A 25,295-nucleotide genomic window follows, 5' to 3' on the forward strand; every position below is an offset into this window, starting at 1 on the left:
CGGGGTCTCCGTACGTGGGAGGTGATCTGCCCTTCGTCACACGGCTTCCGGGCTGCCGAGGAGGATGGCGTTCTTCACGCCACCGACCTGGTAGTTGAAGGACAGTGCGTAGTCGAAGTCGAGCGCGCGGGTCCGGGTGCCGGGGACGGGGTCGAAGGGCAGTCCCTCGGCGGGTTGCTCGCAGTTGGCCGTCGGGCACACCTCGCCCCGTTCGAGCATCATCAGCGTCATGGCGACGCCCAGGCAGCCGGCCGGTGCGCCGTTGTGGCCGAAGCAGCCCTCCTGGGACGTCATCAGCACCGTGCTGTCCGGCCCGTACAACTCCTTGACGGCTTTCGCCTCGAAGGCGGTGACGACGACGTTGCCGTCGCTGGCGCCGTGGACGTAGGGCACGTCGTCGATGTGCCAGCGGTCACCGAGGCATCGGCGCACGGCGGTGACGAGTTCCGCGCCGGTCTCGTCGGCTGCCAGGGGGTTGGCCAGCCCGTCGCGGGTCAGGGCAGTGGAGAGCACCTGCCCGTAAACGTGCGCGCCCCGCCGGGTGGCGTGCTCCCGACTCTCCATGATCACGGTGGCGGAGCCCTGACCGTGGTTGATGCAGTCCGCCCGCCGGTCGTAAGGCCGCATCAGAGAGCGGAAGGACGGCAGCAGTTCCGGCATGCCGGTGGTCCGGAGCGAGTCGTAGGTGTGCTGGGCCCCACTCAGCAGCCGCTGGATGTTCTGGATGAGGTGGACGTTGAACACGTCGACCCCGGTCACGACCGCGACCTCCACCTCGCCCTGGGCGATCATCCGCCGGGCGTTGCCGATCTGCACGGCTGACGAGACACAACCGCACGAGACGGTGTAACAAGGTCCGTTGGAGCGGGTCAGCGCGGCCTGCACCAGTGCCACGTCCGAGGGAGTCATGGCTTGTTCTGCGGCGACGAAGAGCTCCATTGCCTCCGCTGCGGTGATCTTTCCAGGATCGGCGCTCAGCATCGAGAGGTAGCTTTCGACGTTCGCATCCACACCGCCGCGTCCTACCAGTATCGCTGCTTCACTCAGCGCTCCGCCGCGAAATGTCAGCCCGGCATCCGCGGTAGCTTCCGCCATCGACACCAGACCGAAACGGTGGGCAGGTGTGTAATGCCGGGAGAAGAACGGAGGAACCTCCGGGAGGCGCTCGTCGAACATCTCCTGGGTGAGGTCCACCGAACCGTAGTAGACCTCGTCACGCTTGAGACATGTTTGGCCGTTGGAGATGACGGTCCACATGTCGTCGGCCGTGAAGACCGGCGTCGTCCGGCCGGGCAGACAGAATCCGACACCGGTCACGACCACATTGCGGCCGTCGCTTCCACTTTCCGGGTTCCCTGACGCTCGCTTCATGACCGGACTCCTTCACTCCTGAGATTGCACATGTTCTTTCTCCTGTTCGGCTTGCTTTCTTCCGTGCACCGCACGGCGCCTACTCGGCGATGCGTGTGCGGTAACACCAGCGGTAGACGGGGACTTGCTCTCCGTCGACGTCCGCGTATTCGCCGTAGAATTCGAAACGCTCGTAGCCGTTGCCCCGCAGGACCCTTATCGGATCGTTCACGGCGTCCCGTGCGTGCTCCGGCAGGGAATTTCCCTCCGGCCCGTCGACGAGGATCACCATTGTTCGTTTCGCCATGTTGTTCTCCGCTTTTCTGTCGCAGTGGGTATCTGGGGCGGGCGGAAGGTGCCGTGGGGGGACCCGGGTGCAGTCACTGCGGGCTGCGGCCGAGGGGACGACGGCGCCACCGGACCGGCCGTGTCCGGTGGAGCGACGGGGCGAGGGCGGTTCGCCGGAGGCGGTGGGGGGTGGTGGTGCGGTGAAGCGTTACTGCGGTGCTGCGGGCCGGCCGGTCCCGGCGGCGGCCATGGGGGGGGCGGGACGCCGCTTCGGGGGGGGCGGATCCGTCGTGCGGCGGACGGCCCCGAGACGGTGGGGGTAGGGGTGGGGGTGCGATGCCTCGGGTCCGGTGCCGGGGAGCCGCGAACGGACCCGGGCCGGGCGTGCGCCGGTCTCAGCCGGCCGGCGGTGTCACGTGGTGCGGGTGTCCCGTTCGGCGGGGAGCACGGCGCCCACCGGGCGGGCCGTGTCGTACGGCGGCGCGGTGGGCGCGAAGGCGTCGGAGGGGGACGCGGGGGCGGCCGTCCGCGGGGGACCGCATCGCGCCGCGGTGGCGTCCGCGGGGCCGCTGCCGGTGGGGGGAGGGGGGACCGGGGCTCCACCGCCGGTGGACCCCTGGTGCGGGGAAAGAGGCATCGCTGTTCCTTGGCGTCGAGGTGTGGGACCTACCTGGGGTGCCGCGGGGGCCGGCGGGGACCGGTCGTGGCGGCGGGCGGCGGGCGGCAAGAGCCGGTCCGGCGGAGGGCTCCGGCGGGGACGCCGGGCGGCGGGAGTGCCGTCAGTGGGTGCGGACGGGGACGGGACCCCGCGGGGTGCGGGGGTGCGGGGGTGCGGGGGTGCGGGGCGGCGTCCCGGACCGCGGGAGCCGGCCGGGCGGCCGGGGCGTGGGGGAGGTGGGGGGTGTGGCGGGGGCCGGCGCCGGTGACCAGGAACTCGCCGTCCGCGCCGGCTTCACCGCCGGACGGGTAAGTCGCCGTCGGCAAAAGGGACATGGGGGCGGACCGCGGCGACGGGAGCGGCGCCGTCAACGCCGCGGGGGACGTTGAGGGGGGAGGTGCCGCAGGGCGCCGGGGCCGGAGCGCCGCCGGCGGGCGGGTGGGCCGGGGCGAGCGGGGTGGTGGACGCCGTGCGCCGGGAAGGCGCCGGGTTCATGACATCCGTGTCGCCGACGGAGGCGCCGGGAGCCGGTACCGCCGCGGTGGGGCTCAGGATCACGGTGCGGACACCGGCGATCCGGCGAAGGAAGGGAAGAGTTCGCATGAAGCCCCCTGACCGAATGTGGGGGCCGATCAGCCGGTGCCGAGAATCGGCACCGGCTGACGGATCCAAAACCCTCTACCGGGGACGCCCATACGGCATCTCGGTCTGACCGCAACCAGGCGCTGAGGCCGGGCCAACGGGTAGGCCAGGTGCCGCTCCCCGGAGAGGATGGGCGGCCCACCGGTTGGATGGAACTAGTTATCCATGCGGCTCGTCGCGCTACAACAGTCAATCGATAAGGCCACCCGTTCGGAGCAGCGCGAAAAGTGGAAACTCGTACCAACTTGCGCAATGGCCTTAGTAGATGCCTTTATTCCAGACATGACTGATGAAGCGTTTGATTGCAGACCGCGCCCTCCCGGTCACCACCAGGAACCGCCTGCTCACACAAGGCGGCCGCTTGTCATTCTTGTGCGCGGAACGCATCGGGGCCGGCTCGCCGCCTTTGGGCGGGCGGCGTCGCCGGCCTCGTACGACCATGACAACGAAAGTCATTACAGCACCGAAGACCCCTCCTCCGCAGCCACATCTCCCTTTGTGAGGGGACGAGTTGGCGGTGCGTCCACAATTCTTCCGTCCCTGTGACCGATCCGCGGGAGGCCGCCGGCACGGACCGTCCGCGCGGTAGAGCTCGGGCTTTTGCCGGACTTGGCGCCGACCCGGTCCCTCCCCCTCGGCGGACGGCACCGCAAAGCGCTCTCCGCCGGAGCTCACAGTTCACCGCACCACCCCCGGGTGCGATGCGACCGGATTCCTCGATTCCGATTTCGCGCGGGCGAGTGATTCGCGCCATCGGCAGCGGCCGGCTGAATAACTCCCCGATCGGACAAGGGTGATTCGATAATGAACAACGATGCCGGGTATCCGTTTCCCCCCGAGAACGAGTCCCCCGCGATGTCACTCACCGCCTACGGGGAGCGGCGGTGGCCGGCCGCGATGCACGGTCTGGAGACGCTGACCATGTCCCCGTACCAGGCCGGGTGGCGGCTGCGGGTCGTTCCCAGCATCGGCCACGTCCCCGTCCGCGAGGTGACCCGCCGGGTGGTCAACCGCGCGCTGCACTGCTGGATCGCGGACGAGTGCGGTCTGTCGACGGTGAAGAACAGCCTGGCCGTGCTGGTCCGCGTGCTGGAACAGGCCGTCCGCGACGGGGCGCTGGACGCCAATCCGGCCCGGGTGGCCGGCTGGCAGCAGGAGTACCAGCGGGCGCAGCGCGAACGCACCACGCCCCGGGCGCTGGCCCTGCCGGACGTGCGGACGCTGGATCGGCTGGCGGCCGCGCTCGTCCAGCGGTCCGCCGGGGACTACCAGGGCTGGGGGGACGCGGTCCGGTTCGCCGCCTGGACCGGCACCCGCTTCAGCGAGGTGTCCGGCCTGCGGGCCCAGGACATCGATGTGAGCACCTGGACCTGGCACGTACAGCGCTGCACGGTGTCCGAACCGGACGGCCTGGCCGACCGGGCCTGCCGGGGCAGAAACCAGCGGGTGGTGCCCCTGCGCCCCGCCGTGCGGGAGCTGGCGGCCGCGCGGCTGGAGGCGGCGCGCCACACCCCGCAGGCCCGGCTGTTCACCGGCCCGGACGGGAGCCGCTTCACCGCCGCCGTCCTGCGCGACAGCACCCGCTGGGACGACGTGGTGACCGAGTTGGGCCACGAGTACCTGCGCCGCCAGGACCTGCGCCACACCGGGCTGACCTGGATGGCGGACGCGGGGCTGCCGCTGCCCCTGCTGTGCGGCGCCGCCGGCCGGCCGCTGGAGGACGCCCGCCGGTATCTGCCCCCCGACCGGCATCCCCTCCCCGCGCAGAGCCACCGCGCGCCACCGGCGCACCAGGCCCCCGCCCCCACTCCGGGCGGGGGCCGAACCCTTTTCCCCCCACGGCCCCAGGGGTGACGGCATGCCGCCGCCGGGCCACTGCCGGCGGGGCGGTGGGGCGACCGCCGCACGCGCCCCCGGACGGCGGCGGCCCCGGTGAGCCGGGCTCAGTCCGGGATGCGGGCGGGGGCCGCGGGGAGGGTGTGCAGCCAGTCGGTCAGCAGGCGGTTGACCTCCGCGGGGCGTTCCTGCTGCACCCAGTGGCCGCAGCCGTCGAGAATATGGGAGGCGGACAGGCCCGGGAGGGTGTGGGGGAAGGCCTTGATCGCGTCGGCCATCCACCGGGTGGTGGCGTCGAGTTCCCCGCCGATGAAGAGCGCCGGCCGGTCGAGCGTGGCCCCCTGCCAGGCGGCGAGGTCCTCCCAGTCCCGGTCGACGTTGCGGTAGCGGTTGAGTCCGCCGGTCAGGCCGGTCCGCTCGAACTCCGCGGCGTAGAAGTCCAGGTCGGCCTCGGAGAGCCAGGACAGGGGAAGCCGGACGTCCCGGGGGAAGCGGTCGGAGAGCTTCCCGCCCGGGGGGACGGAGAAGAGGGCGGTGTCCCCCGGGTCGGACGCGCGCTCGGCCTCGCCCGCGAGCCCGGCGTAGAAGCCGGCGAGCCAGCCGCGGACATCGGGCTCGATCTCCGCCTCCGCGCGCCCGGGTTCCTGGAAGTAGCTGATGTAGAACTCCCCGTCGCCGCCGAGCCGCCCGAAGGCCTCGGTGGGCCGGGGGCCGCCCCGGGGTGCGTAGGGCACGCTCAGCAGCGCCACGGCGGTGAAGACATCGGGCCTGAGCAGCGCGCTGTGGGCGGCGATCGGTGAGCCCCAGTCGTGGCCCGCGATCACCGCGGTCTCCTCGCCGAGGGCGTGCACCACCGCGACGTTGTCGGCCACGTGCGCCAGCATCCGGTAGGCGGCGACCTCACGGGGCTTGAGGGAACGCCCGTAGCCGCGCACGTCGAGGGCGACCGCCCGATAGCCCGCCGCGGCGAGCGCGGGCAGCTGATGGCGCCAGGAGTACCAGGACTCGGGGAACCCGTGCACCAGCAGGACGAGCGGCCCGCTGCCCTGCTCGACGAGGTGAATGCGGCCGCCGGGGACCTCCACCGTGCGGTGCGTGGCGTCCGGCAGCGGGGCTGTCGGCGTGGGGGGCATGGACGGCGCGGATGACGTGGACGGCGTCTTCGCGGACTGCGGCATGCGTTCCTCCTGGGGGTTCGGCGGTTCCGTGGTGGACTCATGGAGTGGCGGAGTGGCGGAGTGGTGGGGTGCGGCGGCTTCCGGTCGGGAGCGGATGACGGACGGCGGAGGGGGACGAGGGATCGCGGCCGCCGAAGGTGGGCAACTGCGCGTCAGGCTCCCGGACTTCGCGGCCCCTCCGCCACGATCATGACACTGCCGCGGGCGGGGTGGGCGGCGGGGCGGCGCAGTCCGGACAGGGCCGGGACGGTGTGGCCCGTGACGGGGCGGGCCCCTCCCTCTCCCTATATATCGGAAGGCAGGATATAGTGCCGACATGGCTTCCAGGGGTATGACGCAAGCCGCGTTCTTCGTCCTCACCGCGCTGGTCGACGAGCCGCGGCACGGTTACGGGATCGTGCAGGTGGTCGACGAGCTGTCCGAAGGCCATGTGCAGCTACGGATCGGCACGTTGTACGGCGTGCTGGACCGGCTGGCCGCCGACGGCCTCATCGAGCTGGACCGCGAGGAGGTACAACAGGGCCGGCTGCGCAGGTACTACCGGCTCACCGACGCCGGTGGCGCGGCCCTGTCCGCCGAGGCACAGCGGATGGCGGCCGGGGCGCGGGCGGCGACGGAGCGGATGGCCGCCCACCGTCCCCCGGCCGCCGGGCCGGCCCCCGCCGGCCGCTCGGTGCGCCGCCCGGGCCTCGCGGGAGGCACCGCGTGACCACCGTGCTCGAACAGCGCTACCGCACCGTGCTGCGCCTGCTGCCCTCCTACTACCGCGCCGAGCGGGAGGAGGAGATGGTGGAGGCCTACCTGCACGGGATCGACGAGCAGGACCGGGACGAGTTGCGCCCGGCCTGGGGCGAGGTGGCCAGCATCGCCGCCCTCGCCCTCCGCACCCGGATGGGCGCCGCCGGCGCCCCGGCCCGCTACGCCCACCTCGGCGCGGTGGTGCGCCTGTTCGCGCTGCTGAGCGTGTTGTGGCAAGCGGCTTCCGCGCTGACCGGGCAGGCCCTCTTCCTGGCCTGGCTGCACGGCGCCCCCGAGCAGGAACGGGAGGTGGCCCTGGGCGGCTTCACCGGCCACGGCGCGTCGGCCGGACCGTACGAGGTCGTGAGCCGGCTGCTTCCGCTGGCGTGGACGGTGGTCTACCTGGCGCTGCTGCGCGACCGCCGGCGCACCGCCTTCGCCTTCGCCGTCCTCGCGGCCCTCCCCCACCTGGCTTCGGTGACCCGGCATCTGGACGGTGGGCAGGACACCGTGGCGGTCTCCTTCTCGCTCACGGCGGCGGCGTTCTCCTGGCTGACCGTCCTCGCCCTGTGCTGTGGCTTCCACCGCGACGCCCCGCCGGCCCGGCTCCCGCCGGCGTCTCCCGGACCGGTCCTCATGGCCACCTGCGTCCTCATGGGCGCGGCGACCGTGGTGTGGCCCGGGGACGCGGACCCGGGATGGGCCGGCAGCGCGGCATTCATCGCCGCGGCCGCCGGGTGGCTGGTCGCCCGGTACCGCTCACCGAAGCACACCGAAGACCCCGCGCTGCCCGTCGCCCTGGCCGCGCTCGGCCTCGCCGTGCTCGTGGAGCGGACTCTCGGCCTCGCGTTCCTGGCCCGTACCGATGCCCCCGGCCTCCTCGTCACCGCCGCCACGGTGCAGGCGGGCGTCCTCGCCGTCCTGGCGGCAGCCCTGACCGCGACCGGCACCCGCGGCCTGACCGCACGGCGCGGGACCGGCTGAACCGGCACGCCCCGTCGGCGTCGAACGGGAGCGGGGGCAGGCCCCGTGCCGCGCTCGGAGCCAAGCGCGTTCCGGACGCGGTCCGGTGCAGGCCCTTGCGTGGAGAATCGCGCCATGCCGACAACTGATCCCACCCCGTTCGCAGGGGCACCGCTCCACGTCGAAGTCGTCCGCGACGGCGTCCCGACCCCGTTCGAGGCCGAGGAGATCCGGGTCACGCTCCCCAACGGCATCGTCTTTCACCTGTCCCGTGGGCAGGACCCCGCCGGCTCCGTCGTGGCGGACATTCCGTGCGGTGGACCGGACGCCGACGAGTTCGCCGCCTTCCTGCTGAGGCCGGGTGCCTCCAACCTGTTCCTCATCAATGCGGAACGGCACGTGCGCCGCACCGGGGAGGCGGGTGACTGACCGGGGGCGTACGCACCGGGAGGGGGCGCGGCGCCGCGCCCCGGCGGACGGGCCGCCCCGGCGGACGGCGCACCGTACCGACGCCCCGCGCCGCCCGCCCCTACAGCCGGACCGACTTCCTCGGCTGCTGCTTGGCGCCGGTCAGCAGGCCGTGCAGGCTGGCGAATTCGTCGACGCACTTGGCGGTGCCGTTGACCACGCAGTCCAGGGGCTCGTCGGCGACCGTCACGGGGACGCCCATCTCCTGGCGCAGCCGCTGGTCCAGGCCGCGCAGCAGGGCGCCGCCGCCGGTGAGGGCGATGCCGTGCTCGACGATGTCGCCGGAGAGCTCCGGGGGGCATTCGTCGAGGGTGCGGTGGACGGCCTGGACGATCGCGTCGACCGGTTCGGCGAGGGCGTCGCGGATCTCCTCCTCGGTGATCTCCTGGATCCGGGGAAGGCCGGTGACGTGGTCGCGGCCGCGGACCGTGTAGGAGGTGGGGCGGTCCTCGGCGCCGTCCTCGTCGGTGCCGACCGGGGTCCAGGCGGCCGAGCCGATCGCGATCTTGATGTCCTCGGCGGTGCGCTCGCCGATCGCCAGGTTGTGCTTCTTCTTGACGTAGGAGGTGACGGCGGCGTCCAGGGCGTCCCCGGCGACCCGGACGGACTGGGCGGTGACCAGGCCGCCCAGGGAGACGACGGCGACCTCGGTGGTGCCGCCGCCGATGTCCACCACCATGCAGCCCACCGGCTCGTCCACCGGGAGGCCGGCGCCGATCGCGGCGGCCATCGGCTCCTCGATGAGGTGCACCTCACGGGCGCCGGCACCCTTGGCGGAGTCGACGACCGCGCGCCGCTCGACGCCCGTGATGCCGGACGGGACGCAGATGACCACCCGCGGCCGGGAGAAACGGCGGCTGGGCAGGGCCTTCTTCATCAGGGCCCGCAGCATCCGCTCGGCGGCGTCGAAGTCGGCGATCACGCCCTCCCTGAGCGGGCGCATCGCGGTGATCCCGGACGGCGTACGGCCGATGGTCCGCTTGGCCTCCTCGCCCACCGCGATCACCTCGCCGGCGGCGTTGACCGCGACGACGGACGGCTCGTTCAGCACCACGCCCTTGCCGCGGGCGTACACCAGGGTGTTGGCGGTGCCGAGGTCGATGCCTATGTCATACGTACCGGACGAAGTGCTGGACGCCATGGGGGGTCGTGTGCTCTCTGAAGAGGGGAGGGAAACCTGGGGCATTGCACCGCAGACAACCCCATGGGCTACCAATGGCGTTCATTGCGGGCAACTCATAAGACTACCGGGGGCTCGGAATGGTTCCCGCCCCGCGGTCCGCCGACTCGTCAGCCGCCTCATCCCCCTCTCATCCGCCACCGTTCCGCTCCGTGCCGCGCGCCGTGTCCGGTTCGTCGTCCCCCGGGGCGCCGTCCGCTCCGGCCGGCTCCCGGGACAGCGCCTCGGCCAGGTCGTCGAGGGCGTCGACGAGCAGGTCCGCGGCGCGCAGTGCGACACCGCGGCTCTCGTCCTCCGCGTCCCACCTCTCCCATACGGCCCGCAGCTCGGTCCAGTTCACCTCGCCCCGCTCCCGGACCGCTTCGGTGGCCTCCTCCAGGGAGGCGCGCAGCTCGAAGGCGAAGGCGGTGGCGCCGGGCGAGGCGTCCGCGTCGCGTTCGGGAAGATGGACCTCAAGGATCATGGTGACCCGGCCCATGGTGGCCAGCGCGGCGCCGGCCGCCTTCGCCGAGGCGCGGGACAGCCCGCGGTGGCGCACGGGTTCCTTCTCGGCGCGGGTCTCGCTCTCCTCCCAGGCCGCGCGGGCCGCCCGGGAGTCCAGCAGGGCGTCGCGGATCTGCCGGGGGCGGCGCTCGGCGGGCGTGGCGTAGAGGTCGAACACGGCCAGGGCATAGTGCCCGTTGGCCGCGAGCCAGTCGGCGAGGCCGTCGCGCAGGCGGGGCGTCTCCCAGGCCGGGAACAGCGCGTACGACAGCATCGCGAGCAGTCCGCCGACGAGGGTGAGCACGACGCGTTCCTGGACGGTCTGCTGCCAGCCCGCACCGGCGATGCCGAGCAGGAAGACCACGTAGGCCGCCACACACGCCGAGGTCACCGAGAAGCCGGTCCGCATCAGCAGATACATCAGCGCCACGCAGACCACGGCCAGCGCGGCGGTGACGTACAGGCCGGGGTGGGCCAGGGCGATCAGCCCGCCCGCGACGCCGACGCCGACGAGCGTGCCGCTGAAGCGGGCCACGCCGCGCGAGTAGGTCTGGGCGAAGTCCGGTCGCATCACCATCACGGAGGCCAGCGGCGCCCAGTAGCCGTGGCCGAACGGGAGCACGGTGCCCAGCAGATAGCCGGCGACGGCGACGGCGGCGACCCGCAGCGCGTGCCGCAGGACATGGGAGCTCCAGCGGGCCTCGCGGTGCAGGGAGCGCAGCGCGACCGGCACCAGCCGGGGGACGCTGGGGCGCAGCAGATGGCCGCGTTCGGCCTCGGTGGTGGGGCGGGTGGCCTCGACCGGCTCGTCGGTGAGTTCGACGGCGTCGGCGAGCAGGGAGATCAGGCGGTAGGCGGAACGGCGGGCGGCGCCGTGCAGCATCGGGCCGGTGGCGGGGACTTCGAGGACGGCCATCGCCTCGGGCGGCAGCCGCACCGGCCTGGCGTGCCGTACCGCGTGGGCGACGGCGTCCAGGACGGTGGCCGCGGCGCCCAGCAGATCGCGGGCGCGGTCCCGCTCGGGCCCTTCCAGCGGGGCGCCGACGACCGGGTCGGCGAGGGAGGCGAGGACCGGGCGGACGCGTTCGGCGAGGCCGCGCGGGCCGTGCAGCTGGACGGGGCGCCGCCTGGCCTGACGCGGGGTCACGGCGGAGGCGATCCGGGCGTCCATCAGGGGCGCCGGGTCGAACGGGGCGACCGGGTCCTGCCGCAGCCGCCGCGCGTAGTCCGCCTCGGCGGCCAGCGCGTCGGCGAGCGCGTCGCGCTGCACGCCCCAGGGGCGGACCGGGAAGACCACGATGAGGGTGGCCTGCACGAGGCCGCCGAAGAAGATCAGGGCGGCGTGCTGGAGCGCGCCGAGGACGGACGTCGGCAGCGTGACGGTGACCAGCATGATCGCCACGGTCTGGGTGCCGGCCAGCCCGGCGACCGGGCCGATCGCCCACGCCATCCCGGCCAGGAACGTCCAGCCGGCGAGGAGCAGCATGAACGCGAGGAGGTGGGCGGCGGCCAGATAGCCGAGGAAGGTGGAGACCGCCAGCGCCCCGGCGACGGCGAGCGCGAGCACCGGGCGCGGCCGCATGCTCCGCTGGAAGGTCACGATGCCCGAGGAGAACGCGCCGAAGGCGGAGGAGACCGCGAGCGTCGGATCGCCGCGCCACAGGCACAGGCCGATGACCAGGGCGACCCCGACCGAGCCGCGGATCGCGATCAGGGGCGTGAGCTTCGTCCGCTCGATGGTCAGTCCCGAGCGGGCGGCGTCCTTGAGCGCACGCGACCAGGTCATGGCGACGAGGATACGGGCCGCGGACGGGGGTTCCCGGAGGGCGTCGGCGGACGGTGTCGGGGCCGGTCCCGCGGCACCGACCGGGAAAATCCCGGTAAACCACCCTTCCGTTGAGCGTAAAACATCCCAGGTCAGGAAGGGGATGCTCGACTTCCGGACGGGCCGTGCGACAAAGCCGACACCCCGGAAGGGAAACCAGGCGCCGCCCCGGCCCCCTCTTGCTGGTCAGCCCGGACACCACCCCCGGGTGTTCGGCAAGGAGAAAGCCCCGTGCACAAAGCCCTGTTCCGTCCGGTGATCGCGCTGATCGCCCTGACCCTGCTCGCCGCCACGGCAGGCTGCGGCACCGGCGCCTCCCAGGCCTCCGCCCCCGTCAGCTTCGGCCCCGGGACGAGCGCCGCGCTGCACCGCACCCCCGCGGGGAAGCACTCGCTGGTGCAGTGGCCCACCCGGCCGATCAGCTTCACGGAGGAGAGCCGGGTCGGCGGGGCCGGGCGGAACACCCCGATCGGGGTGACCACCCTGCACGGCCCCAAGTCGGGCTTCACCGGCAAGGTGTGGGTGTGGGCGCCGCCGGAGTACTACGAGAAGCGGAACGCCAACAAGGGCTTCCCGGTGATGGAGGCGCTGCCCGGCTCCTACGGCTACCCCGTCAACTACTGGATCGGCTCCGACCTCAAGCTGGAGGAGAGCCTCGCCCAGTGGTCCAAGGACGGCACCAGCCTGCCGTTCATCCTCGTCATGCCGGTGCTCAACCCCAACGACAAGCAGTACTACGACGGCAGCGACATACCCGGCCAGCCGAAGATCGGCACCTGGCTCAGCAAGGACGTGCCCGACCTCGTACGGCAGAACTTCCGCACCCTGAAGACCCGCGACGCCTGGGCGATCATGGGCTCCTCGTCGGGCGGGTTCGCGGCGCTGAAGAACGTGCTGCAGAACCCGGAGACGTTCAAGATGGCGATACCCAACGGTCCGGACATCGTGCCCGACTCGCCCCTGTGGAACGGGCACGCCAAGGAGGAGCGGGAGAACAACCCGGAGGTGCTGGCCCGCCGGCTGATCGCGCGCGGCGGACCGCAGGTCTACGTCGCCTTCCAGGACGGCTCCCGGGAGAACACGGTGCTGCCGAAGGTGCGGAAGTTCATCTCCCAGTACGGGCACGGGCCGGTGCACACCCGGCTCCAGGTGGTGCCGGACGGCACCCACAGCGCGGCGACCTACGTCCAGGGCCTGGGCGAGGGCACGATGAAGTGGGTCAGCGCGCGGATGACGGGGCCGACCGCCTGACCGGGCGGGCGCCGGCGGCCCGACCGGACGGCCGTCGGCCGTCGGCCGCCTGCCGTCCGGCGCCCCGTCAGGACACCACGTCCTTGCGGGCGAAACCGCGGAACGCCAGCGCGCACAGCACCAGCGCGCAGGACACCGAGACCGCCGAGCCCTGGATCATCCCGGACCACTCCGGCCGGGGCTGGAGGGCGTCCACCCAGGCGTACTGCCAGTGGGCGGGCAGCGCCTCGCGCCAGCTGCCGAGCGCGGTGACCTGGTCGAGGACGTTGCCGGCGATGGTCAGCCCGACGGCGCCGCCGACCGCGCCCAGCGGCGCGTCCGTCACCGTCGACAGCCAGAACGCCAGCCCCGCGGTGACCAGCTGGCTGACGAAGACGTAACCGGCGACCACCGCCAGCCGCGCCACCGCCTGCCCCGCGGGCAGCGCGCCGCCGGTGGGCAGCTGCAGCGGGCCCCACCCGTACGCGGCGGTGCCGACGCCCAGCGCGACCAGCGGCAGCAGCAGCATCGCGGCGGCGCTGAACCCCAGCCCCACCATGAGCTTGCTCAGCAGCAGCCGGGCCCGCGGGACCGGCGCGGCGAGCAGATAGCGCAGCGAGGCCCAGCTCGCCTCCGAGGCGACCGTGTCCCCGCAGAACAGCGCCACCGGCACCACCAGCAGGAAGCCCGCCGAGACGAACAGGGCGGTGGCGGTGAAGTTGGCCCCCGAGGCGGTGGCGGCGTCCATCAGGGTGATCCGGCCGTTGCCGCGGCCGCCCGGATCGCCGCCGACCGCGAACGCCACCAACAGCACGCACGGCAGCAGCGTCAGGACCGCGGCGACCACCAGGGTGCGCCGGCGGCGCAGCTGGCGGCGGGCCTCGACGCGCAGCGGGAGGGTGCGGCGGGGGCGGTAGCCGGGTGCCCGTGCCTCCGGGGTCGCGGTGGTCATCGGTCCCCTCCGATCAGGGTGAGGAAGGCGTCCTCCAGGCGGCGGTGCGGGCCGAGACGGTCCACGGCGATCTCCAACCGGAGGAGTTCGGTGAGCAGTTGGGTGGCACTGGCGCCGTCCAGCCGGACCAGCAGCCCGTCCTCGGCACGCACCGCCGAGGCGACGCCGGGCAGCGCGCCGACCTTCTCCACCACGGCGTCGGAGACCTCGTCCGCGACACCCACCAGCAGGGTGTCGCCGGAGCCGGTGATCTCGGCGACCGGCCCGGCCGCGACCAGCCGCCCGCCGTCCATGACGACCAGGTGCGTACAGCTCTGCTCGACCTCGGACAGCAGATGGCTGGAGACGATGACGGTGCGCCCGGCGGCCGCGTAGCGGATCATGACGTCCCGCATGGCCCGGATCTGCGGCGGGTCGAGCCCGTTGGTGGGCTCGTCGAGGATCAGCAGCTCCGGCAGCCCCAGCATGGCCTGGGCCAGCGCGAGCCGCTGCCGCATGCCCTGCGAGTAGGTGCGCACGGCGCGCTGCAGGGCGTCGCCGAGCCCGGCGATCTCCAGCGCCTCGTCGAAGTGGGCGTCGGCGGCGGGCCGGCCGGTGGCCTGCCAGTACAGATCGAGGTTGGCGCGGCCGGACAGGTGCGGCAGGAATCCCGCCCCCTCGACGAACGCGCCGACCCGCGACAGCACCGCGGCGCCCGGCCGCACGGCCTGCCCGAAGATCCTGATCTCGCCCTCGTCGGGCGTGATCAGACCCATCAGCATCCGCAGGGTGGTGGTCTTGCCGGCCCCGTTGGGCCCCAGCAGACCGAGCACCTGCCCCCGCTCCACCCCGAACGTCAGGTCCCGCACGGCGTAGCCCGCGGCGGACTTCGCATAGCGCTTGCTCAACCCGCTGATCCGCAGCGGGACCTCGGCCAGCGCCGGGTCGGGGGCCGGGGCGGCCGCGCCCCGGCGGCGGCCGGTGAGCAGCAGCAGCCCGGCGAGCACCACGGCCCCGGCGGGCAGCGCCCAGGTCCAGCCGGGCAGCGGGGCCGGCGCGGTACGCACCCGGGGCGCGGTGGGCACCTCGATGCCACCGCCCCGCAACGAGACGGTGTAGGAGGCGGGTTCGGCCGGCGAGGCGTAGCCGAGGTCGGTGGACGACAGCACCAGCCGCAGCCGGTGGCCGGCCGCGAACTCGTGGTCGACGGCGGGCAGCCGCAGCTTCACGGTGCGGCCGCCGCCGTCGCCGGTGCCCTTGAGCCGGTACGGCGTGACGAGCTGGGACGGCAGCTCCTGGCGGCGGCCGTCCGGCGCGACGTCGTAGACCTTGGCGAACAGCACCGCGTCCGGGGTGTCGGACCGTACGTGCACGGTGGCGGTGGGGCTGCCGGTGAGCCGCAGGGGGGTGCGCAGCGGCGCCGAGACGAAGCGGGCGTACTGGCCGGCGAAGTCCAGGGACAGGCCGCCCGCCCCGAGTTCGGAGAGGTTGCCGAGCGCGCCGACGCCGGGCACCGCGGAAATGGCGGGCGGTCCGGCGCCGGGCGGGTTGTCGAACGTCTGGGGGCGGTCGGCCAGGCGGATGTGCCGGGGGTCGTTGTCCAGGCCCGGATAGCGGTCCGCGCCGGCGCCGCGCAGCCGCGCCGTGCCGTTGGTGGAGTCCACTCCCCCGGTGCGGCTGATCCGGAACGCGGGCCCGGTGTCCGCGTGCCGGTCGCCCTTCAGGTAGCGGTCGAACCAGAGCTTGGTACGGATGTCCAGCCGGCCCATCTCCCGGTCCCCGCCGTCGTGCCCGCCGGCGATCCAGTCGACGTCGACGGGCGCGCCGTTGTGGCGCACCGCCCGCCGGATCGCGTCGGCCTGGTCGAGGGGGAACAGCGAGTCGGTCTGGCCCTGCATCAGCAGCGTCGGCACCTTGATGCGGTCGCCGACGGCCATCGGACTGCGGCTCTCCAGCAGCTTGCGGGCCGCGGCGTCGGGCCGGCCGTTGACGGCCACCCGCTGGTACATCCGGCACAGCTCGGGCTCGAACCTCCCGCAGCCGGGTTCGGCGGGCGGGCCGGTCGGGGTGCGGGTGGCGGTGCCCGCCGAGCCGGTGGTGAAGAAGATCCCGGCCCACAGCTTCTTGAACACGCCGTGCGGGAACAGCGCGTCGGCCAGGTTCCAGTAGGTGATCTGCGGGGCGATGGCGTCCACCCGGCGGTCGTAGCCGGCCGCCAGCAGCGAGATCGCGCCCCCGTAGGAGCCGCCGGCGACGCCCACCCGGGGGTCGCCGGCCTTGTCGAGCTGCACCTCGGGGCGCCGGGCCAGCCAGTCGATCATCCGGCGCACATCGGCGACCTCGCCCCGCGGGTCGTTCAGCCCGATCTTCCCGGTGGACTTGCCGAAGCCGCGCGCCGACCAGGTCAGTACGGCGTATCCGTCCCGGGCGAGCCGCTCGGCCTGCGGGCGGAGATTGGCCTTGCTGGCGCCGAACCCGTGCGCGAGCAGCACCGCGGGGCGGCGCTCGGTGGTGCGCCCGGCGGTGAAGAAGGAGGTGTCGATCCGTACGTGCCGCGCGCTGCCGGGCCGGTCCGGCATCGTCAGGAACCGGTCCTCCCGGTGCACGGCGGGCGCGGCGTCCGAGGAGGCGGACGCCCAGGTGCCGCCCCCTATGAGGACGGCCAGCGCGCCCACGATGGCGTACAGGCGCCGTCCACGCGGTCTGAGGGCTCGGAGTTCCATCCCCCGATCCTAGGGACGGGCCCCGGCGGGCCACCGGCCCCCCGGGCCGACGCCGCCGGTCCCCCCGGGGAGTAGGGTTCGCCGGCCGGTGCCACGGAGGGGCGGGAGCCCGCGGGGTCTCGGGCCCGCGCGGGCCTCACGCCCCGGTGGGCGCCGTCAGGCGGAAGTACACGTGGGTCGCGTCACTCCGCCACCGCTCCAGTCCGGCCTTCTCCAGGACGCGGCCGGACGCCGGGTTCCCCCGCTCGATGTCCGCGCACACCGTGTGCACGCCCGGTGCGGTCAGGGCGAACGCCACCAGTGCCCGCGCGGCCTCGGAGGCGTAGCCGCGGCCCCGCCGGGACGGCACGATGCCGTAGCCGAACGTGACCGAGCCCTCGGCCGGCGGCCAGAACAGCCCGATGGCGCCGACCACCAGACCGCCGTCCCGCTCCAGGATCTGCCGCTGGCCGTGCACCCCGCGCGCGGCGGGCGTCTTCGCGGTGAACCCGGCGATGACGCGGTCGCCCTCGGCGGGGAAGTCCGGCGCCCAGTGCGGCCGCCGCGTCCCGTCGAGGACGGCCGCGAGGTCACCGTCGGACCAGGGCCGCAGCACCAGCCGCTCGGTGCGGAGGTCGGCGTCCGCCGCGGGCGAGGCGGAGGGGTCCTGCGGGGCCCGGGACGGCGGCGGGACGGCGCTCATGGGTCACTCCTGCTCGTGGGGCCCGGGGCCCGGGCGGCGCCGCACCGTACCAACCGGCCCGCGCCCGGGGACAGTTGTTTTTCCCCGGACGGGCCGAGCGGCCCCGGACGGCACGGACCCCCGGACGGCGAAGAGCCGAACCGGGGGTCCGTGAGACAACCGGGAACCCGTCAGGGCAGACGTCGGGGAACCCGTCCGGGCTGTCCTCAGTGGTTGCTGGGGAAGCCCAGGTTGATGCCGCCGTCCGACGGGTCGGGCCAGCGGGTGGTGACGACCTTGCCGCGGGTGTAGAAGTGCACGCCGTCGTTGCCGTAGATGTGGTGGTCGCCGAAGAGCGAGTCCTTCCAGCCACCGAAGGAGTGGTAGCCGACCGGCACCGGGATCGGCACGTTCACGCCGACCATCCCGGCCTCGACCTCCAGCTGGAAGCGGCGGGCCGCGCCGCCGTCCCGGGTGAAGATCGCGGTGCCGTTGCCCCACGGCGAGCTGTTCATCAGCGCGATGGCCTCGTCGTAGGTCGCCACCCGCACCACGGCCAGCACCGGGCCGAAGATCTCGTCGCGGTAGGCGTCCATCTCGGGCGTGACGTGGTCGAGGAGGGAGATCCCCAGCCAGTGGCCGTCCTCGTAGCCCTCGACGGTGAAGCCCGTGCCGTCGAGGACGACGTCGGCGCCCTGGGCCGCGGCGCCGGTGACGTACGAGGCGACCTTGTCGCGGTGCACCTTGGTGATCAGCGGGCCCATCTCGGAGGCCGGGTCGTCGCCGGGGCCGATCCGCAGCTGGTCGGCGCGCTCCTTGATCTTGCCGATCAGCGGGTCCGCGGTCTCCCCGACGGCCACGACGACGGAGATCGCCATGCAGCGCTCGCCCGCCGAGCCGTAGGCGGCGTTGATCGCGGAGTCCGCGGCCAGGTCGAGGTCCGCGTCCGGCAGGACCAGCATGTGGTTCTTGGCGCCGCCCAGCGCCTGGACCCGCTTGCCGTTGGCGGTGCCCGTGGTGTGGATGTAGCGGGCGATGGGCGTCGAGCCGACGAAGGACACCGCGGCGACGTCCGGATGCGTAAGGATCGCGTCGACCGCGACCTTGTCACCGTTGACGATGTTCAGCACCCCGTCCGGCAGCCCCGCCTCGGCGGCCAGCTCGGCCAGCTTGAACGCGGCGCTGGGCACCTTCTCGCTCGGCTTGAGGACGAAGGTGTTACCGCAGGCGATGGCCAACGGGAACATCCACATCGGCACCATCGCCGGGAAGTTGAACGGCGTGATGCCGGCGACCACACCGAGCGACTGGCGGATCGACGCCACATCGACGCGGGTGGAGACCTGCGTCGACAGCTCACCCTTGAGCTTCTCGGGGATCCCGCAGGCCAGCTCGACGATCTCCAGACCGCGAGCCACCTCGCCCAGCGCGTCGGAGTGCACCTTGCCGTGCTCGGCGGTGATCAGCCGCGCGATCTCCTCACGGTGGGCGTCGATCAGCTCGCGGTAGCGGAACAGCACCGAGGTCCGCTTGGCCAGGGAGCTGGTGCCCCACGTGCCGAAGGCCTCCCTGGCGGCACCCACCGCCGCGTCGACCTCGTCGACCGACGCGAAGGCGACCTGCTTCTCCTGGGCGCCGGTGGCCGGGTTGTAGACCGGACCGAAGTTGCCCGAGACGCCCTCGACGGGCTTGCCGCCGATCCAGTGGTTGATGGTCTTCATGCGGGGACCTTTCCGGGGTGACGACGTCGGGCGGTGATCAGAGGTGACGGCGGCGACCGGCTGCCTGCCGGTCGTACGCCTGGCGGGCGGCGACCGCCGCCGGCCGGGTCGCGGTCTCGGCAACAGGTACATCCCACCAGGCCTGCGCCTCGGGCGCGCCCGGCACTGTGTCAGCCGTTTCGGTCTCCACATAGACACATGTGGGCCGCTTCGCGCCACGCGCCTCGGCGAGCGCGGCCCGCAGCCCGGCGACGCTCTGCGCGCGCAGGACCTGCATGCCCAGCGAGGCGGCGTTGGCGGCCAGATCGACCGGCAGCGGCGCGCCCGTGTACGTGCCGTCCCCGGCCCGGAAGCGGTACGCGGTCCCGAACCGCTCCCCGCCGGTCTGCTCGGAGAGGCCGCCGATGGACGCGTAGCCGTGGTTCTGGAGGAGGACGAGGGTGAAGGGGAGGTTCTCCTGGACCGCGGTGACGATCTCGGTGGGGTTCATCAGGTACGTACCGTCGCCGACCAGCGCCCACACCGGGCGGTCCGGGGCGGCCAGCCGGACCCCGATCGCCGCGGGGATCTCGTAGCCCATGCAGGAGTAGCCGTACTCCAGGTGGTACTGCCTGCGGGACCGGGCGCGCCACAGTTTGTGCAGGTCACCGGGGAGCGAGCCGGCGGCGTTGATGACCACGTCGGTCTCGTCGACCAGCGCGTCCAGCACGCCGAGGACCTGCGTCTGGGACGGCCGTACGGAGTCGTCCGGGGCGGCGTAGGCGGCGTCCACCCGGCGCTCCCACTCCTGCTTCGCCGCCGTGTAGCCCGCCTCGTACGCCGTCGCGACGCGGTGGCCGGACAGCTCCTTGCCGAGCGCCTCCAGTCCGGCGCGGGCGTCGGCGACGAGGGAGACGGCGCCGAGCTTGTGGGAGTCGAAGGCGGCGATGTTGAGGTTGACGAAGCGCACGCCGGGCGCGGCGAACAGCGTCGAGGAGGCGGTGGTGAAGTCGGTGTAGCGGGTGCCGACGCCGATGACCAGGTCGGCCTCGCGGGCCAGCGCGTCGGCGGTGGCGGTCCCGGTGTGGCCGATTCCGCCGACGTCGGCGGGGTGGTCGTGGCGCAGCGAGCCCTTGCCCGCCTGGGTGGAGGCGACCGGGATGCCGGTGGCGTCGGCGAACTCGCGCAGCGCGTCCTCGGCCTCCGCGTGGTGCACCCCGCCGCCGGCGATCAGCAGCGGCCGGCGGGCGGCGCGGAGGAGACGGACCGCCTCGGCGAGGGCGTCCGCGTCGGGTGCGGGACGCGGGACGCGCCAGAGGCGGTCGGCGAAGAACGCCTCGGGCCAGTCGTAGGCCTCGGCCTGCACGTCCTGCGGCAGCGCGAGGGTGACGGCCCCGGTGTCCACCGGGTCGGCGAGCACCCGCATCGCCTGCAGCGCCGCCGGGATCAGGGCCTCGGGGCGGGTGACCCGGTCGAAGTAGCGGGAGACCGGCCGCAGCGCGTCGTTGACCGACACATCGCCCGCGTGCGGCACCTCCAGCTGCTGGAGCACCGGGTCGGCCGGCCGGGTCGCGAAGACGTCGCCGGGCAGCAGCAGCACCGGCAGCCGGTTGACGGTGGCCAGCGCGGCGCCGGTGACCAGGTTGGTGGCGCCGGGGCCGATGGAGGTGGTGACGGCGTGCGCGGACAGCCGGTCGCACTGCCGGGCGTAGCCGACGGCGGCGTGCACCATGGCCTGCTCGTTGCGGCCCTGGAGGTAGGGCAGCGCGTCGCCGGACTCCAGCAGGGCCTGGCCGAGACCGGCGACATTGCCGTGGCCGAAAATTCCCCAGCAGGCGCCGATCAGGCGGTGCCGCCGCCCGTCCCGCTCGGTGTACTGGTGGGCGAGGAACTCGACCAGGGCCTGCGCGACGGTGAGACGGCGGGTCGTCGGAGCGTTCATCGGGCGTCTCCTGCGGGCGCTTCGTAGAGGGGGAGGCGGAGGTCGACCGGCTGATCGGGCCAGGTGCCGCGGATCCAGCCGTGGTCGGGGTGATCGCAGATCAGCCACTCACGGGTCTCCCCCGGGCCGGCCATCACATTGAGGTAGTACAGGGTGTGGCCGGGGGCCGCGATGGACGGGCCGTGCCAGCCGTCGGGGATCAGGACGGCGTCGCCGCTGCGGACCTCGGCGAGCACATCCGTGCCGCGGCCGCGCCCGGACGGGCTGACCCGCTGATAGCCGACGCCGTCCGTGCCGTGCGCCGGCGCGACCTCGAAGTAGTAGATCTCCTCCAGCTCGGACTCCTCCCCCGGGCGGCACTCGTCGTGCTTGTGCGGCGGGTAGGAGGACCAGTTGCCGCCGGGGGTGAGCACCTCCACCGCGATCAGCCGGTCGCACTCGAAGGTGCCGGCCGCGCCGAAGTTGTTGACCTGGCGGGAGCAGCTGCCGGCGCCGCGCAGTTCCACGGGGACGCCGGAGGCCGGGCCGTACCGGGCGGGCAGCCGCCGCGCGCAGCGGGCACCGGTCAGCGCGAACCGGCCGCCGGCGCCGGTGACGATCCGGACGTGCGCGTCGCGCGGTACGTACGCGAAGTCGGTGACGCCGCCGAACACGCTCTCCCGCCCGGTGAGTTCGAAGACCTCGCCGTCATCGGTCAGCACCGTGCAGCCGCCGGACAGCGGCAGCACGATCCACTCGCTGTCGCCGGTGGCGAAGGAGTGGTGGCCGCCGGGCGGCAGCGCGAGGACGCGCAGCGAGGAGTGGCCCCAGCCGGCCCGCTCGGGGTCGATGTCCAGCTCGTACGGGCCCGCCTCGGCGGCGCCGGCCTTCAGGTGGAATTCAGTACCCATGTGTCGAGTCTCCTGCGGAAGTCGGGGCGGTCACAGCAGGCCCACGGCGGTGTCCACGGCGGCGGCGACGTCCCCGTCCGCGGGGTAGAGCAGGGAACGGCCGACGACCAGCCCCTGCACCGTCGGCAGCCGCAGCGCCTTGCGCCACTTCTCGTAGGCGGCCTCCTGGTCCCGGACGGTGCTGCCGATGTCGCCGCCGAGCAGCACGGTCGGCAGCGTGGTGCTCTCGCAGACCCGGGCCATCGCCTCGGGATCGTCGGTGACCGGCAGCTTGAGCCAGGTGTAGGCGGAGGTGCCGCCGAGGCCGGAGGCGATGGCCACGGAGTGGGTGACGGCCTCGGCCCCGAGGTCGTTGCGGACCCGGCCCTCGCGGCGGGAGGAGAGGAACGGCTCCACGAAGACGGGCAGCTGCCGCTCGGCCATCGCGTCGATGGCGCGGGCGGTGGTCTCCAGCGTGGTCAGCGAGCCGCGGTCGGCGTAGTCGATGCGCAGCAGCAGCTTGCCGGCGTCGAAGCGGAGCCGGGCGAGGTCCTGCGGACGGTGGCCGGTGAACCGGTCGTCCATCTCGAAGGAGGCGCCCGCGATCCCGCCGCGGTTCATCGACCCCATCACGACCTTGCCCTCCAGGGCACCGATCAGCAGCAGGTCCTCCAGGATGTCGGCGGTGGCCAGCACCCCGTCCACGCCGGGCCGCGACAGCGCGAGCACCAGCCGCTCCAGCAGGTCGAAACGGTTGGCCATGGCGAGCTGCCGGTCCCCGACGGCGAGCGCGCCGCGGGCCGGGTGGTCGGCGGCGACGATCATCAGCCGGCCGCCGGCGCCGAGGAGCGGGCGACGGGTGCGGCGCGCGGCGGCCTCCGCGACGGCTTCGGGGTGCCGGGCCCGCAGCGTCGCGAGGTCACTGATCCGAGGAGTCAAGGCTCAACTCACCTTCTTGAGTGCACAGGTGGGGCGGGCGGGCCGCGGGACGCGCACGGCCACGGGGGTCACCGGCTCGCGAGGAACGCGTCGACCTCGCCGGCCGAGGGCATCGCCGAGGAGCAGGCCAGCCGGCCGGCGACGAGGGCTCCGGCGGCGTTGGCGTAGCGCATCATCGGCTCCAGGTCCCAGCCGGCCAGCAGGCCGTGGCAGAGCGCGCCGCCGAACGCGTCACCGGCGCCCAGGCCGTTGACGACCTCGACGGGGGTGGGCGGCACCTCGGCGGTGCGCCCGTCGCGGTGCACGGCGAGGACGCCCTTGGGGCCCTGCTTGATGACGGCCAGTTCCACCCCCCTGTCCAGCAGGGCCCGGGCACAGGCCGTGGGCTCGCGCAGCCCGGTGGCGACCTCGGCCTCGTCGAGATTGCCCACCGCCACGGTGGCGTGCCGCAGCGCGGCCTCGTAATGCGGACGGGCGGCCGCCATCGCCGCGGCGCCGCTCGCCCCGCCGTCCTTCGAGGCGCCGCCCTCGCCGCCCCAGAACATCGGCCGCCAGTCGAGGTCGAAGACGGTGGCGCCGCCGGCCGGGGATCCGGCGCGGGCCTCCAGCGCGGCGAGCGTGGCGCCGCGGCTGGGCTCCTCGCACAGCCCGGTGCCGGTGATCCAGAAGATCCGGGCCGCCGCGATGGCCTCCCGGTCCAGCTCCTCGGGGTGGATGACCAGGTCGGGGGCCTTGGGGCGGCGGTAGAAGTACAGCGGGAAGTCGTCCGGCGGGAAGATCTCGCAGAAGGTGACCGGGGTCGGGTGGTCGTCGACGGCGCTCACCCAGCGGTCGTCGACCCCGAAGTCGCGCAGCGCCCGGTGGAGGTAGTCGCCGAACGGGTCGCGCCCGGTCCGGCTGATGACCGCGCTGCGGCGGCCGAGCCGGGCCGCGGCGACCGCGACATTGGTGGCGGAGCCGCCGAGGAACTTCCCGAAGGTCTCGACCTGGGCCAGTGGCACACCGGTCTGCAGCGGATAGAGGTCCACTCCGATGCGGCCCATGGTGATCAGGTCGTACGGCTCGGTCATGTGCGCCCCTTCGGGTCAGCCGGCGCGGCGGGTTCAGCGGGTTCGGCTCTGAGGAAAGGTCTAACGGGGAGAGCCAGACCCTGTCAATACTTTGTCCTTACATACTGACGTCAAGAAGAGCGATACCCGGCCGACGAGAGGAGGCGCACCGGACTCCTCACAAAACCCCTGACAGCCGCCCCGCGCACCCCCGCCGACCTCCCCTCCCTCCCCCGCCCGGCGCACACTCCGGCGCACCCCGGCACCCACAAAGTCCTTAAGTCCTTATGTCAGGACGAAGTCTTGACACTCCCGGGGGCGGCAGAGAGGCTGTGCCCCACCACCCCACCCCAGCGCCTCCCGGTCACCGCCGACCGGCGAGAGGAGAGCCGCAGCATGTCCGCTTCCCATGCCGCCCCGCCCGTCCTGGACCGCCTCCGCATCGGCTCCGCACCCGACTCGTGGGGAGTCTGGTTCCCCGAGGACGACCAGCAGGTCCCCTGGCAGCGCTTCCTGGACGAGGTCACCGGGGCCGGCTACGAGTGGATCGAGCTGGGCCCCTACGGGTACCTGCCCACCGACCCCGCCGTGTTGCGCGACGAGACCTCCCGCCGCGGCCTGAAGGTCTCCGCCGGCACGATCTTCACCTCCCTGCACCACGGCCCGGCCGTATGGGACAAGACCTGGGCGCACGTCTCCGAGGTCGCCACCCTCACCCGGGAGATGGGCGCGGGGCACCTCGTCGTCATCCCCTCCTTCTGGCGGGACGACAAGACGGCCGAGGAGATCGAGCCGCGCGAGCTGACCGCCGAGCAGTGGCGGCACCTGACGACCGGCACGGAGCAGCTGGCCGCGCGCGTGCGGGAGGAGTTCGGGCTGGACATCGTCGTGCACCCACATGCCGACACCCACATCGACACCGAGGAACACGTCGAGCGCTTCCTGCACGCCACCGACTCCGACCTGGTCAACCTCTGCCTGGACACCGGCCACTACGCCTACTGCGGCGGCGACAGCGTCAAGCTGATCCGCACCTACGGCGAGCGGATCGGCTACCTCCACCTCAAGCAGGTCGACCCGGACATCCTCGCCGACGTCGTCGCCAAGGGCACCCCCTTCGGGCCCGCCGTCCGGCAGGGCGTGATGTGCGAGCCGCCGCTGGGCCTGCCGGCGCTGCCGCCCGTCCTGGAGGCCGCCCAGGAGCTGGACGTCGACCTCTTCGCCATCGTCGAGCAGGACATGTACCCCTGCCCGCCCGACCAGCCGCTCCCGATCGCCGAGCGCACCCGGCGCTTCCTCCGGTCCTGCGGCGCCTGAGCCCGTCTCCTGCGACGCCTGGGCCCGTCGGGCCCGCAGCCCCCTCGACCGCATCGGCCCCCAGGCGCGCAGAACACTCGGGCCGTCACCCCCCGGACCTCCAGGCCTCAGACCTCCAGACCTCGCGGGCCATCAGCCTCTCGAAGCCCCAGGCCCCTGGAACCCGCAGACTCCTGGAACCCACTGGCTCCTCGAACCTGCAGGCCCCCGGACCTCCAGGCCCCTCGCACCTTCAGGCCCCGACCCCTCCGACCCACAGCCCCTCCGGCTCCCCCTGGGCCATCCTGGATCAGGTGCGCCTGCCTCGTGACGCCTCCTCATACCC

General features: G+C 73.4%; 21 protein-coding genes. 6 read left to right on the forward strand and 15 right to left on the reverse strand.

What is annotated here, in order from left to right; translation table 11 throughout:
* Positions 1–36: 36 nt before the first annotated feature.
* The 4 genes from ACQP17_RS12630 to ACQP17_RS12645 form a co-directional block, all read right to left on the reverse strand.
* Complete coding sequence (locus ACQP17_RS12630; protein ID WP_433856357.1) at positions 37–1,371, reverse strand: beta-ketoacyl synthase N-terminal-like domain-containing protein; 1,335 nt, start codon at positions 1,369–1,371, stop codon at positions 37–39.
* A 79-nt stretch (positions 1,372–1,450) separates the two neighbouring features.
* Positions 1,451–1,657: a DUF5988 family protein gene (locus ACQP17_RS12635; protein WP_364879021.1), complete on the reverse strand. Its 207-nt coding sequence runs from the start codon at positions 1,655–1,657 to the stop codon at positions 1,451–1,453.
* Positions 1,658–2,050: 393 nt separating this feature from the next.
* Positions 2,051–2,275 (reverse strand): hypothetical protein, encoded by a 225-nt coding sequence (locus ACQP17_RS12640; RefSeq protein WP_433856358.1) that lies wholly within the window; start codon positions 2,273–2,275, stop codon positions 2,051–2,053.
* A gap of 315 nt (positions 2,276–2,590) precedes the next feature.
* Positions 2,591–2,899, reverse strand: a complete 309-nt coding sequence (locus ACQP17_RS12645; protein ID WP_433856359.1) for a hypothetical protein — start codon at positions 2,897–2,899, stop codon at positions 2,591–2,593.
* Between the two features lie 843 nt (positions 2,900–3,742).
* Between ACQP17_RS12645 and ACQP17_RS12650 the strand changes: the two genes are divergently transcribed.
* Positions 3,743–4,792 (forward strand): site-specific integrase, encoded by a 1,050-nt coding sequence (locus tag ACQP17_RS12650; protein WP_433856360.1) that lies wholly within the window; start codon positions 3,743–3,745, stop codon positions 4,790–4,792.
* An 89-nt stretch (positions 4,793–4,881) separates the two neighbouring features.
* Here the strand turns inward: ACQP17_RS12650 and ACQP17_RS12655 are convergent, their stop codons facing one another.
* Complete coding sequence (locus ACQP17_RS12655; protein ID WP_433856361.1) at positions 4,882–5,952, reverse strand: alpha/beta fold hydrolase; 1,071 nt, start codon at positions 5,950–5,952, stop codon at positions 4,882–4,884.
* A gap of 331 nt (positions 5,953–6,283) precedes the next feature.
* Here ACQP17_RS12655 and ACQP17_RS12660 point away from each other — a divergent pair, with 331 nt between their 5' ends.
* The 3 genes from ACQP17_RS12660 to ACQP17_RS12670 all read left to right on the forward strand — a co-directional run bounded on the left by ACQP17_RS12660 (position 6,284) and on the right by ACQP17_RS12670 (position 8,082).
* Entirely contained in the window at positions 6,284–6,661 is a 378-nt protein-coding gene (locus tag ACQP17_RS12660) for a PadR family transcriptional regulator (RefSeq protein ID WP_433859897.1), read from the forward strand.
* Positions 6,658–7,674: a hypothetical protein gene (locus tag ACQP17_RS12665; RefSeq protein ID WP_433856362.1), complete on the forward strand. Its 1,017-nt coding sequence runs from the start codon at positions 6,658–6,660 to the stop codon at positions 7,672–7,674. Before ACQP17_RS12660 ends, ACQP17_RS12665 begins: the two co-directional genes overlap by 4 nt.
* 114 nt (positions 7,675–7,788) lie before the next feature.
* Positions 7,789–8,082 (forward strand): hypothetical protein, encoded by a 294-nt coding sequence (locus ACQP17_RS12670; RefSeq protein WP_433856363.1) that lies wholly within the window; start codon positions 7,789–7,791, stop codon positions 8,080–8,082.
* A 100-nt stretch (positions 8,083–8,182) separates the two neighbouring features.
* Here the strand turns inward: ACQP17_RS12670 and ACQP17_RS12675 are convergent, their stop codons facing one another.
* Together ACQP17_RS12675 and ACQP17_RS12680 are read right to left on the reverse strand one after the other, a co-directional pair.
* A complete protein-coding gene (locus ACQP17_RS12675; RefSeq protein ID WP_433856364.1) occupies positions 8,183–9,262 on the reverse strand; it encodes a rod shape-determining protein in 1,080 nt (359 codons plus the stop codon).
* Positions 9,263–9,431: 169 nt separating this feature from the next.
* Positions 9,432–11,570 carry an FUSC family protein gene (locus ACQP17_RS12680; protein ID WP_433856365.1) on the reverse strand — a complete coding sequence of 713 codons (2,139 nt, stop codon included), beginning with the start codon at positions 11,568–11,570 and terminating at the stop codon, positions 9,432–9,434.
* A 270-nt stretch (positions 11,571–11,840) separates the two neighbouring features.
* Between ACQP17_RS12680 and ACQP17_RS12685 the strand changes: the two genes are divergently transcribed.
* Complete coding sequence (locus ACQP17_RS12685) at positions 11,841–12,860, forward strand: alpha/beta hydrolase (protein WP_433856366.1); 1,020 nt, start codon at positions 11,841–11,843, stop codon at positions 12,858–12,860.
* A gap of 67 nt (positions 12,861–12,927) precedes the next feature.
* Here ACQP17_RS12685 and ACQP17_RS12690 read toward each other — a convergent pair whose 3' ends face one another.
* The 8 genes from ACQP17_RS12690 to iolC form a co-directional block, all read right to left on the reverse strand.
* Positions 12,928–13,791: an ABC transporter permease gene (locus tag ACQP17_RS12690; protein ID WP_433856367.1), complete on the reverse strand. Its 864-nt coding sequence runs from the start codon at positions 13,789–13,791 to the stop codon at positions 12,928–12,930.
* Entirely contained in the window at positions 13,788–16,493 is a 2,706-nt protein-coding gene (locus tag ACQP17_RS12695) for an alpha/beta fold hydrolase (RefSeq protein ID WP_433856368.1), read from the reverse strand. Before ACQP17_RS12695 ends, ACQP17_RS12690 begins: the two co-directional genes overlap by 4 nt.
* A 136-nt stretch (positions 16,494–16,629) precedes the next feature.
* Positions 16,630–17,175 carry a GNAT family N-acetyltransferase gene (locus ACQP17_RS12700; protein WP_433856369.1) on the reverse strand — a complete coding sequence of 182 codons (546 nt, stop codon included), beginning with the start codon at positions 17,173–17,175 and terminating at the stop codon, positions 16,630–16,632.
* A 206-nt stretch (positions 17,176–17,381) separates the two neighbouring features.
* Positions 17,382–18,875 (reverse strand): CoA-acylating methylmalonate-semialdehyde dehydrogenase, encoded by a 1,494-nt coding sequence (locus ACQP17_RS12705; RefSeq protein ID WP_433856370.1) that lies wholly within the window; start codon positions 18,873–18,875, stop codon positions 17,382–17,384.
* Between the two features lie 37 nt (positions 18,876–18,912).
* On the reverse strand, positions 18,913–20,796 hold the full coding sequence (gene iolD, locus ACQP17_RS12710) for a 3D-(3,5/4)-trihydroxycyclohexane-1,2-dione acylhydrolase (decyclizing) (protein ID WP_433856371.1): 1,884 nt from the start codon (positions 20,794–20,796) through the stop codon (positions 18,913–18,915).
* On the reverse strand, positions 20,793–21,686 hold the full coding sequence (iolB, locus tag ACQP17_RS12715; protein ID WP_433856372.1) for a 5-deoxy-glucuronate isomerase: 894 nt from the start codon (positions 21,684–21,686) through the stop codon (positions 20,793–20,795). The genes iolD and iolB overlap by 4 nt, the downstream gene beginning before the upstream one ends.
* Positions 21,687–21,716: 30 nt before the next feature.
* Positions 21,717–22,604 (reverse strand): Cgl0159 family (beta/alpha)8-fold protein, encoded by an 888-nt coding sequence (locus ACQP17_RS12720; RefSeq protein WP_364879047.1) that lies wholly within the window; start codon positions 22,602–22,604, stop codon positions 21,717–21,719.
* Between the two features lie 68 nt (positions 22,605–22,672).
* Positions 22,673–23,674, reverse strand: coding sequence for a 5-dehydro-2-deoxygluconokinase (iolC, locus tag ACQP17_RS12725; RefSeq protein WP_433856373.1), 1,002 nt, complete (start codon positions 23,672–23,674; stop codon positions 22,673–22,675).
* 375 nt (positions 23,675–24,049) lie between these two features.
* On the opposite strand from iolC, the gene ACQP17_RS12730 reads away from it, so the two are divergent.
* Positions 24,050–24,970, forward strand: coding sequence for a sugar phosphate isomerase/epimerase family protein (locus ACQP17_RS12730; protein ID WP_433856374.1), 921 nt, complete (start codon positions 24,050–24,052; stop codon positions 24,968–24,970).
* The last annotated feature ends 325 nt before the right edge of the window (positions 24,971–25,295 follow it).

Source organism: Streptomyces kronopolitis, from assembly GCF_050953795.1.
In the GTDB taxonomy this organism is placed as follows: Bacteria; Actinomycetota; Actinomycetes; order Streptomycetales; family Streptomycetaceae; genus Streptomyces; species Streptomyces kronopolitis_A.